The 13,642-nt window shown below is 41.3% G+C and carries 10 protein-coding genes; 5 read left to right on the plus strand and 5 right to left on the minus strand.

The features are described from left to right. Positions 1 to 199: 199 nt before the first annotated feature. On the plus strand, positions 200 to 1,120 hold the full coding sequence (locus tag ABD772_RS01970) for a molybdate ABC transporter substrate-binding protein (RefSeq protein WP_345100740.1): 921 nt from the start codon (positions 200 to 202) through the stop codon (positions 1,118 to 1,120). Between the two features lie 154 nt (positions 1,121 to 1,274). Next, positions 1,275 to 3,677: a GAF domain-containing protein gene (locus ABD772_RS01975; RefSeq protein ID WP_345100741.1), complete on the plus strand. Its 2,403-nt coding sequence runs from the start codon at positions 1,275 to 1,277 to the stop codon at positions 3,675 to 3,677. Here ABD772_RS01975 and ABD772_RS01980 read toward each other — a convergent pair. From ABD772_RS01980 to ABD772_RS01995, 4 genes are read right to left on the minus strand one after another with little or no spacing between them, the layout of a single operon-like run. Continuing rightward, positions 3,631 to 6,195, minus strand: coding sequence for a BamA/TamA family outer membrane protein (locus ABD772_RS01980; protein ID WP_345100742.1), 2,565 nt, complete (start codon positions 6,193 to 6,195; stop codon positions 3,631 to 3,633). The genes ABD772_RS01975 and ABD772_RS01980 overlap by 47 nt on opposite strands. A 3-nt stretch (positions 6,196 to 6,198) precedes the next feature. After that, the gene (locus ABD772_RS01985; RefSeq protein WP_345100743.1) at positions 6,199 to 7,059 is read right to left on the minus strand and encodes an SdiA-regulated domain-containing protein; all 861 of its coding nucleotides are present in this window, start codon (positions 7,057 to 7,059) and stop codon (positions 6,199 to 6,201) included. Further along, complete coding sequence (gene ppk1, locus ABD772_RS01990; protein ID WP_345100744.1) at positions 7,056 to 9,086, minus strand: polyphosphate kinase 1; 2,031 nt, start codon at positions 9,084 to 9,086, stop codon at positions 7,056 to 7,058. Before ppk1 ends, ABD772_RS01985 begins: the two co-directional genes overlap by 4 nt. A gap of 1 nt (position 9,087) precedes the next feature. Further along, complete coding sequence (locus ABD772_RS01995; protein ID WP_345100745.1) at positions 9,088 to 10,353, minus strand: Pycsar system effector family protein; 1,266 nt, start codon at positions 10,351 to 10,353, stop codon at positions 9,088 to 9,090. Between the two features lie 337 nt (positions 10,354 to 10,690). Here ABD772_RS01995 and ABD772_RS02000 point away from each other — a divergent pair, with 337 nt between their 5' ends. The 3 genes from ABD772_RS02000 to ABD772_RS02010 all read left to right on the plus strand — a co-directional run bounded on the left by ABD772_RS02000 (position 10,691) and on the right by ABD772_RS02010 (position 12,903). Continuing rightward, positions 10,691 to 11,083, plus strand: a complete 393-nt coding sequence (locus ABD772_RS02000; RefSeq protein WP_345100746.1) for a hypothetical protein — start codon at positions 10,691 to 10,693, stop codon at positions 11,081 to 11,083. Between the two features lie 353 nt (positions 11,084 to 11,436). Beyond that, complete coding sequence (locus ABD772_RS02005) at positions 11,437 to 12,666, plus strand: DUF2252 domain-containing protein (protein WP_345100747.1); 1,230 nt, start codon at positions 11,437 to 11,439, stop codon at positions 12,664 to 12,666. 51 nt (positions 12,667 to 12,717) lie between these two features. Further along, positions 12,718 to 12,903: a hypothetical protein gene (locus tag ABD772_RS02010; protein WP_345100748.1), complete on the plus strand. Its 186-nt coding sequence runs from the start codon at positions 12,718 to 12,720 to the stop codon at positions 12,901 to 12,903. A gap of 350 nt (positions 12,904 to 13,253) precedes the next feature. Here the strand turns inward: ABD772_RS02010 and ABD772_RS02015 are convergent, their stop codons facing one another. Then, positions 13,254 to 13,622, minus strand: coding sequence for a response regulator (locus tag ABD772_RS02015; RefSeq protein ID WP_345100749.1), 369 nt, complete (start codon positions 13,620 to 13,622; stop codon positions 13,254 to 13,256). Positions 13,623 to 13,642 lie beyond the last annotated feature (20 nt).

Below are 13,642 nucleotides of genomic sequence, written 5' to 3' on the forward strand. Positions count from 1 at the left end.
GTTAACATCAAAGAAAGTACATTGCCGCTATATAAAATTTTGTGTTATTGTCTATTCATTAAACGATTTTAGCATTACTTACTCAGCAATGAAATTTAAGCAGAATAAATCAGTTAATTACCAGTAAAACTTAACCGTATTTTCTTTCCCGATTATCTGTTTCGATGCCTACATTTGGTCATTCCATATTTCGTAACCTATGTATAAAGTTAAAATAGCGGCAGCCTCGCTGTTAGGTCTGCTAAGTACTTCGTTTACTACTAAAGCACAAAACCATCGTTTCGACCCGCCCTGGAATACTCCACCTGCCAGTAAACTGCAGTTTACCGTGCGTGGTATTGACAATGTACCTGATCTGTATGGAGACATTAACGACCCGCAATTGGTCGTATTTTTTGCCGGCAACCAGTTCATGGTGGTTGATGACTTACTGGCTGCTTTTAAAGCTAAATATCCTCAATATCAGCGTGTGTTTGCTGAAACCTTGCCACCGGGTATACTGGCTAAACAAATTACTGCCGGTACGATTACTGTCGGTAATATGCGCATCAGCTTAAAACCTGACATTTATACCGCGGGCAAAAATGGTATCGAAAAATTGGCACAATTATTTAACCGTACCGAGGCGTACGCAGGTAATAAATTGGCCATCATGGTTAAAAAGGGAAATCCCAAGCAAATAAAAAGCCTGAATGACTTAGGTAAAAAGGATATTCGCGTGAGCATGCCCAACTTACAAACTGAAGGCATCGGTGCGCAAATTATGAACGCCTATGCCAAAGCCGGTGGTGAGCATTTGCAAAAGGCAATTATGGAAAGCAAAGTGAAGATTGGCAGTACCTATTTAACCCAAATACATCATCGCGAAACACCAATGCGTGTGTTGTATGGACAAAGCGATGCCGGGCCGGTTTGGTTTACCGAGGTTTATTACCAGCAAAAAATTGGCAACCCTGTTGAGGCTGTTGAAATACCTGTTAAACACAACATTGCCGCCAACTATGTAGCTGCATCTTTAAAAACCGCACCGCACCCACAAGCTGCAAAAGATTTTCTGGACTTTATGATAAGCCCTGCCGCCAAAGCTATTTATAAGAAGTACGGATTTATTACCGAATAAATTTAAAATCGACTAATCCAATCATTATGGGTTATGGTTGATCTACAAATCAGGTAGACAGAGTATAAATAAAATGTTAGCTAGACTGTCACAAAAACCTGTATTTAATATCTAACGTTATATATTATAATAAATTTGTGCGCTATTAGTTATAATGTTTACGCAAAAAACAGACAAACCCTTTAGGCTTGAGCTTTCATTCCATAAACTGATTGAAGGTCTACGGCAAACTGCTGTCATTGACAACGGCTATAAGGCTGTACGCGCAAAGGAGTTGTTAATGCGCCTTGCGCAACATCCCGAATTAGATGAAGGTATAACCAGCATAAAACAGATTGCTGACAATACTGAGCTAATTGCCGACTTGCTGTCCGATCTGTTCCCCGAAGCACTGACTAACAACGAAATTAAAGCGGTAAGCATACCCTACATGGGACTGAGCTTTAACCATACCTGTCGTTTTAAAAAGATATTGGCGGATGCCGGACAAGATTTCCAGGTGGCCATCCGAGATTTTGACGACAAGCACCTGTATATATTAAGCTGTTGCATTATTCTTAATCGCTTATATGGTACTAAGCTCGATTTCTCCCGGCCTATGTTTTACGATATCCCCACAGCTGATGGCGTAATGCGGCATTACCGTATTTTATATAATGCTGATTTTCTGGATGTCAGCGCTACGGATAAAGTGCCCAAATTATCTAAAGCTGATATCGATGAGCTGATGAACAGCTACGACAACATAGATGTCTGGATAGAAAAATTCCCCATAAACAGTTATATTATTAAAGGTTTTGGGTTGATGACATTGATTGATGTTACGGTTGAGAATGCACTATCTAACCTAAAAAGCAACTTACTTGGCAACTACTCGACCCCTGATATTAAAGAGAACCTTATCACCATTTTCAGGTCGATGTATGGAATATCTGATATGCGCATGGGATTTACCTTATTTGATATTAATGAGGGCAAGTTTATCAACTCACATTTTGGGCCTGATATTCATAGCTTTCTCGTGCCTTACCAAGAGGCTCATAGAGGTGAAAAACTACTGTGCGGCAATTCATACCAACGCATCATTAAAGAACAAACGTACTTTGCTGTTAGCGACATATCTAAATATATAAAGCAGGAACGCGGCAACTCGCTGGGCGAGCATTTGAAAAAGCAGGGTATTAACAGCTTTATACTGGCGCCTATTGTTAAAGATGGTGTTTTACTGGGAATTTTAGAGTTGGTATCGCCACGTATACGCGAGTTAAATAGTGTGACCGCTAATAAACTGGATATCGTAATGCCGTTTTTGGTAGATACTATTGACCGTAAGATCCATGAATTGCAAGACCGGGTACGTGCAGTTATTCAGCGGCATTATACCACACTTCACCCAAGCGTTTACTGGAAATTCAGGCGTGAAGCGCAGAATTTTATTGACTGCGCTAATGGAGGGTCAACTTATCAACTTAAAGAAATTAAGTTTGCCGATGTTTACCCGCTTTATGGGCAGGTTGACATCAGTGAGTCGTCTGCGACACGCAATCTGAGTGTTTGTAACGATTTAACTAACCAGCTTAATGAATTGATCTCTATCCTGGAGATGATGCCCAAGGCCGATAAAAAGCCGGTTAACAACGAAAGGCTTACGGACCTGAAAAATTTCATCGTCGACCTAAAAACTAACTTCAAGGCTGACACCGAGCAAATTATTCTGCATTACCTTGAAGAAAACATCCACCCTATATTAAAAGAGGCAAATGACGGACCGAAACTTACGATCAGGATTGAGAAATATTTCAGCCATACCGATGCTCTAACCGGTAGTTATCACGTTCATCGTCGTAATTATGATAAGACGCTGTCGATGATCAACCAGAAGTTGGCTACTATTATTGATAACCGCCAGACCGAAATACAGGAGTTTTTCCCTCACTATTACGAGCGTTTCAAAACTGATGGTATTGAGCATAATATTTATATCGGGCAAACCATAACGCCTAATAAAACTTTCACGGTTAACGACCTGCACCGGCTGCGTCTGTGGCAGTTGCGTGTAATTGCCGAAATGGAAGTTGAGCAATACAACCTTAAAAGTATCCTACCTTACCAATTGGGGGTTACGTCGCTTGTCCTGGTATTCAGTACACCGCTGGCTATACGCTTCAGGATGCACGAAAAACATTTTGATGTAGATGGCGCTTACAATATCCGCTATGAGGTAATTAAAAAGCGTATTGACAAGGCCATGATCAAGGGCACTTCCGAACGAATTACTCAACAAGGCAAGATCACTATTATTTATGCCAAGGCCGAAGAGCGTAAAGAATATCAGCGATACATTTCCATCCTGCAAGATGCTGGTGTTCTAAGTGACGATGTTGAACATTTCGAGGTAGAAGAACTACAGGGCGTAGCCGGATTAAAAGCCCTGCGCGTTGGCTTGATTCATACCCGCGCCATACAAGAAGATCATACGATCGACTACAGCAAGCTATACAAAAGGCTGCCTAAAACCGGAAACCAGCCGATACATACGGATATATACCCTCTTTAGAGAAGCCCAGAACGCCCTGCACCGATATTAGTTGTGCGGGCTCAAAGTAAAAGCCGCCACCGACACCGTTATGCCAGGTATTTGATTGTTCGCCGGGTGTCCATACCCTGCCTATGTCATCAAAACCGATCAACCCTAGTGTACCGGGCAAAAGGTATGAAGCGAAATCGGCTAATTTCAAGCGAACTTCGAAGTTATTATATAGCATAGCTTTACCGGTAAATCGCCAGGTGTAAAATCCACGCAGATTATTACTGCCGCCTAATTTTAGCTGTTGATAGAATGATGCATTACCAATGGTGGCGCCACCGCCTATCCTATCGGCAAATACCAGCACTGAATCACGGTCGGGGTTAAGCAGAAAACTAAATTCTGACTCCACTTGCCCATAATTACGTGCATTCTGATTCAGTGCTTTCATGGCGGTAAAATTGGTACTCCAATAAACGCCGCGATGTGGTGTGATACTGCCTTTGTCGCGCGTATCAAAACTAAAGCCCGCTACTAAACCAACGTTTTCCTGAGCCGCAAAAACATTCTCAACAGGATGTGTGGCGTTGTAATCATCCAGGTAACGACCATGATTTCCACCTCCATCGCCATTATAGTATTGGCCAGCCACACCTGCGGTGACTATCCAATCGTTGTAATTATGTTTTAGTCTAACGTCGGCATTTATATAGTTGTAAATATTACGATAGTAATGAATGCGCCTATTGGGTGTATTAATAAACTGGGTGTTATTACCTATCCCAAAGAAATAACTGTTGTAATTAGGGCCTTTATCAAGAATATTCACAACCAGGTCGTTTTTTTTAACAAGCTCTTTAAAATCGCCGGTATAATTTACCAGCAAAGAGCTAACACCGAAGCCATAACTTATTTTCAATGCCTGCCTGAAAGCATAGGGTTCTTTACCAAAACCTTGCTTTTGATATACCAGATTACCTATCAGCACAAATCCATAGTCCCGGTTATAATTGGCCAGCATCAATGGCTGTAAAAAATCATATTTATAACCCAAGCGATGAAAATTGGTAAGCGACGTGTCTCCAGAAACATTTATCCTTGCCTGGTGCACAGGTAATGTATTCTCCTGTTCCGGTACATCGTAGATATACCGGTTGCCTTTGCCTTTAATGTCATTGCCAGCAATAAACTCGTCTTTTTTATCATTGCCTATCATTCTCACCGTAATTGGCGAATGGGCTGCGCCATGCATATTAAATACATCCGGACCACCCATGCCATACAGACGAATTTCCCTGGTCACTTTCGGATCAAATGTTCTGTTATAAATCACCTGCTCTTCCTTGCCGTCTTTCTTGATCTTGTTGATTTTCACGCTCACCTGTCCGTCAGGCAGATTTGTTATGTCGAAATTTTCATGCTTTTCAGATGTACCAACTGCAACTGTACTCGCCAGGTCGCGGTAATAGGTCAAAGCCTGGTCTTTCAAAATACTGCGGCGGGCAATGAGTTTACGTTTGATGACCTGACCGCTTTCGCGATAAATTGCCGGGGGCATTTTGCGCATGGCCCTTTCTATTACATCATCGGTCAATGCGTTTTGCACAAAGGTAATTTGCTCTTGCCAATCTTGTTGGCTTAAGCCATTTAAAAAGTACCGGTCGAAATTACGGGCATTCAAATTCCAGCGACTAATAGAACGTATGCGTTCATGAAATTCCTGAAACTTAGCCATCAGCAAATATCTTGACACCAGCCACGGAAATACACCAACGGAATAATAATATACCTGATCCCTGTCGCGCGGAATGGGTTTATAAACAATACCCGTATCGTTCTTTATACGTTCCCAGCGCCATTGGTCTTCGTGTCTATCCCAATCACCTAACAACATATCCAGCAAACGGGCTCGTAGCACTAATTTCTGCTCAACCCTATTATCGTTATCCTTCTCTAATTTATCCTGCGTTTTCTCGGTATTGTCTGTATTAGTGGCGTCAAGCGGTTCACGCTCCTCAAATAAAAACACCTGATTGGTGTAGTCTTTACGGTACTTACCCAGGGCCGGATCGTCGGGCACATAAACAATCTCCGGATTGGCGTGAGGAATTCCCAAAGCCTCGGCCATTACAGGTACTGTTAACGACGCAAACGGATGTTCGGCTGAAATCTGATCCTGAATAATATCCTTTGCTATAGTTTTCCTTAAAGTTTTAGGCAAAACCCGCTCGGGATATTTCTGTACCGTACGCAACACCCATTCGTGGCCGGCTGAATCTTGCAGGCGTAACGATTTAGTTTGCATACCGCCGCCAGGTTGTAAGATCTTTAATCCGCCTTTTTCTTTTTCCAGGCGAAATATTCTAAATGATACCGGCGTTGCCCACAACTCGCGATAGTTATCGCCCAACAAAATTTTATGCACCCTGGTCACTTTGGCATAATCTGCATCGATAGCCACAGTGATGCTATCTCTCTCTTTTTGTGCAAAAAGCTGAGTTGAAAATGCAGTAAAAAAAGCAAAGATCAGGTATCTATTAAGACTCATACGCTACTTTTTGTAATTGAATTTATACACGGTTCCCGGCAATGTCTTATTGCCTTCATTACTGATGTATAAGTTATTTTGATTATCAAAGGCAATACCTTCAGGCTGGATAAATACCGCTGGATTAATAGGATAGACATTTTTCACCTTGAAATTGGCATCGGTTACCACCAGCAACTTGTTTACTGATGATAAGACGAACCACTCGCCTGTATTTTGATTTTTAGCAAATGCAGATGGATGAAAAGCAATCTTTTTGCTACCTAGTTTAGCCTCAATGTCTTTTACGCTGATGCTGAATTGGCCGGTTTGTTTAACTGAACCATTAGCAGCTACCTGAAAAGTGTAACCCGAATTTGTTTTTTTAGTGTTATCTATATTGCAATGTTTACAAAGCACATAAAGTTGGTTTGCCTTTTCATCTGCAAACAGGCCTTCATACTCGCCCGCGGGCAGCACGTTATTCCATTTTTGGACATTTTGGATTTCGCCACTACGTAACAGTTTAAACGGAAAAATAAAAAACACGCCGTCACTGCGCAGCAAGATAACCTGGTCATTCAGGATAGCGATATCTTCATAATCATTAGCCTTACCAAATTTAGAATGCCCCGGCTTTTTATCACCTAACTTTAAATAGAACACCTTGCCTTCTTCATCCTGCTCGGCATAAATTGAGTCGGCGTTACCGTGATGAAAGGCAATACCTGATATTTCCAGCAAATCGTCAGACATAAAATATTTAATCGGGCTATTCAGATCATATCCCGGAGGACTGGAAAAAGTCTTTTTGTCAATGCAAGATAAAGTCACAAAGACCATTAATAATATGAACACGATAATAATAGATCCGCGTTTTTTCATGCCGGTTTATTTAAATATTCATAAATAGCGTGCTGCGACTGCACCGCAAGCTCTGTTGTCTTAACAGGAATGTTCTGAATATGTTCATTCAACATTACGGCCTGCACGTTGTCTTGTAGTTGCAGATTAATTGTATCTGTTATCTGTTGCTTGATCTGCTCATCATACACAGGGAAACAAACCTCAATGCGCCGGTAAATATTCCGGTTCATCCAATCGGCCGAACCTAAGTAAACTTCAGGATTACCATTGTTATGAAATATAAAAGCGCGGCCGTGCTCCAGGAACCGGTCTACGATGCGTTTTACGGTGATATTCTCACTCATACCTTTAACGCCCGGTACAAGGCAGCAGATACTACGTACCAGCATAGATATCTTAACACCGGCTTGCGAAGCATCATACAGTTTCCTGATGAGTACCTGTTCCTCCAGATTATTAATTTTGATAATAATTGATGCTGGCAGTCCATTTTTAGCGTTACCAATTTCCCGGTCAATCAATTCCAAAAAGCGCTGCTGCAAATTAAATTGCGCTACAAGCAGGTGTTTAAACTTAATCAGATCTGGCGACGACGGTTTTTCCCGGCGGGCAAGAAAAATAAATAGTAATTCTACCTCCCGCAACAGGTCTTTATTGGCTGTCATAAGTATCTGGTCGGTATATATGGCCGCAGTATTTTCATTGAAATTACCGGTGGCCAGCAAACCGTAATATTTTGAGCGGCCCTTTACGCGGCGTTTTACAAGTGCCACTTTTGCATGTACCTTAAGTGCAGTAACGCTATATAAAATTGTAGCACCGGCAGCCTTTAAACGATTGGCCCATTTAATATTATTGGCTTCGTCAAACCGCGCCTTTAGCTCGATCATCACCGTTACTTTTTTCCCTGTAGATGCAGCATTGATCAAAGCATTGGCAATGCGCGAATCGCGGGCAACGCGGTAAACGGTAACGTAAATCTCTTCGACATCGTTATCCAGCGCGGCGGTATTAAAAAATCGCAGAATAGTGTCATAAGACTGGTATGGCGTATTTATAATCAGATCTTTTTGTTCGATCTGATCAAAAATCGACCGATTAGCATCCAAACGGCTATATATCGCCGGCCATTTTTCAAAATGCTCATCAAACAAATTAACCGGAAAACTAAATAAGTCTTTCAGGTTATGATAGTTGCCGCCTTCAATCAAACTTGATGATTTGATGTTCCAGTTATGGCAGACATTATGCAATATGCGCAAAGGTATTCCCGGTTGATGCAGAAAACGTGTAGCAATACCTAAGTCGCGCTTCAACAATTGTTTTTCAATTTGTTTTGATAGATCACCTGAGTATTCATCTTTTAATTCCAGCTCGGCATCACGGGTAACTTTAAATGAATAACATCCTTTAACTTTTTCGTCAGGAAATAGCTTATCGAGATTATACCGGATAATATCGTCCAGGAAAAGCACATAAGTTTGCTCCTGCTCTTTAGCAACATAAAATCGAGGCAGTTCAATTGACGGAATATTCAGCACAAAGATTTTCTCATCCCCGCCGTCATTCTCAAGCATTATTAAAAAATACAATTCATTATTTTCCGGGAAAAATTTTTTATCCGCCGCCAGTTCAACAGGCTGCAGAAATGCCATTACCTGGGCAAAAAAGTAGTCTTCTATCTTCTCCATCAAACGCTTTGGTATGGGTTGATTCACCAATAGATGAACATTGTTTTCTTTTAACTTTGGCACTACCAGGCCCGAAAACACTTTACCATACTGCTGTTGCTGCTCCATAATGAGTTGTTGTGCTGTTTCGAGCACATCATCTACAGCTTTATTATCAGAATTAAGTTTACCTAATTTATCCATGGCCTGTAATACCGGCATACGTACGCGGTAAAACTCATCAAGATTTGAAGAGAATATAGCCATGAAATTGATACGCTCCATAAGGGGCGTATCGGCCTGCGCAGCCAACTCCAGAATACGGCCGTTAAACGTTAACCAGCTTAAGTCCCTGTCAAAAAACCTATAAGCCATATTAGTGGTTAGCTGAGGTTGCATTGTCATGAAACGCCGACGACATAATAAATGCTATTACGGCTACAATAAGCCCGAACATAAAAATATTATAAGCCACACGCAGCAGCCGGTATTTGCGCCCTAAAACCACACCTTGCGAATACACGTCCTTAATTAAGGTGCCGTATAGAAAAGCACGGTCGTCCATTACTTTAAGCATCCCGGCTGTGTATTCTTCCAATCCCATTTTATAAAAATTACCAAAAAACAAAAGATTTACCTTTTTATCATCGACCTCTTGCTGGGTAAAAGTCCCCTGCGGGATTGACGGCCGCGTAGCCAGTATAGAAAATATCATCGACAGTAAACTAACAGTAAGCAATATAAAGCTGGGAATAGCTAAAAAACCGTTTTCTTCAAGCTTACGCAATACCAAACTGATAATAGCCGAAAGGATAATAGAGTTTACAGTGATCAGAATGTGTGCCTTATTGTCCGCCATATCGCTCAGGCGCTGGTTATTGTTCGAGGTAATACGAAACATCGTTTCTATGCCTTTTTCAGGTTTCTCGTTGTCTTTCTTTTTCTTTTTTTCGTCTTTTTCGGCTTTCGTTCCTTCTTTTTCTTTTTTTCTATCGTCCGCTTTTTCAATCACATCCTTTTGCTCTGCCTGCGTTGCCCCCGCCATATCTTCCGTCTGCTTTTCCGTAAGCTTACGCAGATTTTTTTTCTGTTTGTCAGCAAGCAATAGCTGAGCATAATCAGTAAAATACTTGTGCGAGTGCAGAAACTCTATGTTTTTTTGTAGCCACAATGGCTTATCAATCTCTATTTTCTTGGTTCGCTCAATTTCCTTACGAAGCTTCTTGCTTTTTTCCATAAACTCCGGAGTGCCTAAATGATGCAGGTCAGCATCGCACAGAATTTCTTGTAGCAAGCCGTTTGGTTGTTGTGGCATCCTGGTAGCCAGGATACACGCTTTTACCTTATCTATAACAGCCTTATCAACGTTATTTGACTTCAAAAAACCGGCAGCCAGGTTAGCCCCTGCAGTTTCATGGTCGGCTTTGTCAACAAAGTAACCGGTGTCGTGAAACCAGGCTCCGGTTATTACCACGAAAAAATCCTCGTCGCTTAGTTGATAATGATTAGCTATCATAGTAGCCGCGCCTACAACATCTTTAGTGTGTTGTAAGTCGTGATACAGCAAATCATCGTCATGATGCGTTTTAAAATGGTTTAAAACATATTTTCTTACATCTTCTAATAATTGCTGATAATTCATAGATAGTAGTGATTGCTTATCAAATTTACCTTTTAAATCGATATTATAAATATGGTGCTTAAAGTATCCCAACTGTTAACTAAACGCATTGTTTTATTGCGAACAAAATTGAGCTACAATGAATAATACAATTAGCGATGAACACTGATCCACGCGCGAATGTCTATCACTTGGATCAGTTGGATCACCCCGAGAATTCAAGATACTGAAAATAAGGATGTTAAAAATAGCAAACTCAAAAAGTGGATCACTTTGGATCACTAAATATGACTTTTAAGTCGTTTTTTGGATCACCTGTTTATGGCAGTATTCAAAAAATTTCCTGACTTTTGAGCACATGGAAACCCTTAACATTGTACTTAGTAGTGCACAAATCTGCCTATTAAATCAATTTCCACCTGCTATTGCAAACTTATTAAGTGATCTGTTTCAGCCAGGTACCAACAACTATCTCAAGCTGGTTTATGAGCTTCAACGTGAATTTAAAGGGGGCGGTTCGCCTGATATAAGCCGGATATCATTCGACAGAATAAAATATGACGCTGCGACTGCCAAAGGCAGTTTCAGGACATTACTGGATATTAGCTTTACTTTTGGTTGCGAAGATGTAACAACCGATAAGCCTGACCAGACATCTGAGTGGACGTTTACCGTAAATCCGGCTGAAAAAAATATGACGCTATTTAGCTCGCCATTTGCCGAAAGCCGGTCTACCGTTGACGAGTTTTAAAAAAGGACCTTGCTTTTGAAAAGTAAGATTCCTTTAAATATTGCTGATGATTTCATTCAGACCCGATATTTGGCAACAGGCCTGTAACGATATCTATTACATCCTCTTAAAACAAACTGACCCCAACTGTCTACCGCACCCACATTTTAAAACTTTCCGCTATGCCAGGCGGTATTATTACCCTCCTGATCATACAGATCCACTGACGGCCGAAAAAATGCCCTGGCCTTTGTGTTTTCCTCTGAAACACGCTTGAGAGGTGTTACCCTGATTTTTTTTAATGAATCTAGTATTTGGCCGCATCGATGTAAAAATTATCAAACAAAACTATTGTTATAACAGTATTATCGAGCATGGATACACTGCTTGAGCGATTAAAAGCTTTTAACCAGGATGCGCTGCCTGAAATGGTGCCGCTAAAATATGAGGCTATGGCCGAAAACCCCTTCCGTTTTTTTCGCGGCACCTGTCATCTTTTTTATGAGGATCTGGCAGCTGCCGAACCCCTGCCCCTTTCTCCATTAGCATGGATATGCGGAGATCTGCACATCGAGAACTTCGGCAGTTATAAGGGTGATAACAAGCTGGTATATTTTGACATGAACGACTTTGACGAAGCAGTGCTGGCGCCGGCCAGCTATGAAGTGGCACGAATGACCACCAGCATTTTTATAGCTTTTGACACCCTGGGGTTTGACCATAAGAAAGCTTTGAAGATGGCGGGGCTCTTTCTTAAAACGTACTCGGCTACATTGGCTAAAGGCAAGGCTATCAGCATTGAGCCACGGACGGCAAAGGGTATTGTGTGCAACTTTTTGCAATCGGCGGCAAAGAACAGTTATAAGCAACTGCTTAAGAAGCGTACGGTCAGCAAGAAAAAAAGTATTATGCTGTCGCTGGAAGATGAGCGGCATTTTAAGTTAAACAAGCAGTTGCGGGACGAGTTAAAATTGCATATTAATGAATGGATAAAAAACAGCAGCGACGGCCCGTACAACTATAAGACAATTGGTACCGTCTTCCGGTTGGCAGGTACCGGCAGTATTGGGTTGAAACGCTATTTATTCTTATTGAAAAGCACTAATACTAAAAATAAGTATTTACTGCTTGATATGAAACAGGCCCGGTCATCGTCAGTATTGCCGTACCTGCCTGTGCAGCAACTGCAGTGGCCAACAGAGGCCGACAGGGTAATTGGCGTGCAGCAGCGGATGCAAAACGTAACTGCTGCATTGTTAAGCACTACTGTTTTTCGGGGAGACGCATATATTATACAGGAGCTGCAGCCTGCCAAGGATACCATCAGGTTTAAATTATTGGAGAACTACCGGGATATGTACCAGGTTATTGATGATATGGCAGCGCTAACCGCTTCTGCACAGCTGCGTAGCGGTGGTATGCAGGGTTCGGCCACTATAGACGAGTTGATGGCCTTTGGCACCGACACAGCCTGGCAGGAAAAGGTGATAGACTATGCACAAAATTACGCCAGGACATTGAAGCAATATCACAGGCAATATGTTAAAGATTACCACGCAGGAAAATATGTGATAAATAGCACTGAAAATCAGAATAATAGCTAAACTTATTGCGATCTTTATTGTTATTAAACTATAAACCAAATAACAATATTTATGAAGACCTTAACAATCCCCGGCGATCCACATGGTATGACCGCCATTATGGTGCCTAAATCAGAAGAGTTTCATGATCATGAAATTGTACAGATCAGTTCTACCGACCATACGCAGTCTGTTGAAAAACGAATATTCCGCGTAGTGGATGCGGGCGAAGATAAATGGGAATTGCAGTTTGAATAGCTCACCCAATATCAACCTCAATCTGGATTTAGCTTTCGGCCCGGACATGGTTGAAGGCTTTTTTATTGATGAGGTGTTTCACCTAAATATGAAACACATTGAAACAGTTGAAACACTTTTTACTAATAAACACCTGTAAATTAAGCACTTGAAAAAACAGAGTGAAACACTTTGAAACAGCACCAATACTTCAGGTAAATACGTTTAACAAAATGAAAATGAACGACTTACATGTGATTTTATACTTTCTGACCAAATGAGGTGAAACATCTAAGTGAAACACCCTGATCGGTGCCCTATGCACTATGCAGTAAGCGGCTTTTTACTCCCTATTCCCTTTTGAACCGGAGTTAAAGACAATATTCATTAACCTTTTTTTGCAGGTCATCCAGGTCAAAAGGTTTTGCCAGGTAAGTTTCTGCACCCGCACTCGCGGCTAACTCGTGGATGTCGCTATTTGCAGAGAAGTAAATAACAGGAATAGCTTTTAACTTAGGATCATTCTTTAGCTGCCGTGTTGTTTCTATACCCCCAACATCCGGTATCCAGTTATCCATCAAAATAACATCCGGCATAATCTTTCTAACCCTTTCAATGACGTTGTTACAATCAGTGAAAGCATGCACCTCCCAGCCCGCCTCACTAAGGATATATGAACAAATCGACAATATATCTTCATCGTCATCAAACAATACAATTTTTTTTGATTGAGCTTCCATAATTATTCTATTGTGTATCT

This window comes from Mucilaginibacter panaciglaebae (assembly GCF_039539265.1).
Classification (GTDB): domain Bacteria; phylum Bacteroidota; class Bacteroidia; order Sphingobacteriales; family Sphingobacteriaceae; genus Mucilaginibacter; species Mucilaginibacter panaciglaebae.

Bases quoted from the DNA above. Each gene is read 5' to 3' on its own strand.
- ABD772_RS02010 (WP_345100748.1), top strand. From the start codon at position 12,718: ATGAAGACCTTAACAATCCCCGGCGATCCACATGGTATGACCGCCATT.
- ABD772_RS02000 (WP_345100746.1), top strand. From the start codon at position 10,691: ATGGAAACCCTTAACATTGTACTTAGTAGTGCACAAATCTGCCTATTA.
- ABD772_RS01975 (WP_345100741.1), top strand. From the start codon at position 1,275: ATGTTTACGCAAAAAACAGACAAACCCTTTAGGCTTGAGCTTTCATTC.
- ABD772_RS01970 (WP_345100740.1), top strand. From the start codon at position 200: ATGTATAAAGTTAAAATAGCGGCAGCCTCGCTGTTAGGTCTGCTAAGT.
- ABD772_RS01985 (WP_345100743.1), bottom strand. From the start codon at position 7,059: ATGAAAAAACGCGGATCTATTATTATCGTGTTCATATTATTAATGGTC.
- ABD772_RS02015 (WP_345100749.1), bottom strand. From the start codon at position 13,622: ATGGAAGCTCAATCAAAAAAAATTGTATTGTTTGATGACGATGAAGAT.
- ABD772_RS02005 (WP_345100747.1), top strand. From the start codon at position 11,437: ATGGATACACTGCTTGAGCGATTAAAAGCTTTTAACCAGGATGCGCTG.
- ABD772_RS01995 (WP_345100745.1), bottom strand. From the start codon at position 10,353: ATGAATTATCAGCAATTATTAGAAGATGTAAGAAAATATGTTTTAAAC.
- ppk1 (WP_345100744.1), bottom strand. From the start codon at position 9,086: ATGGCTTATAGGTTTTTTGACAGGGACTTAAGCTGGTTAACGTTTAAC.
- ABD772_RS01980 (WP_345100742.1), bottom strand. From the start codon at position 6,195: ATGAGTCTTAATAGATACCTGATCTTTGCTTTTTTTACTGCATTTTCA.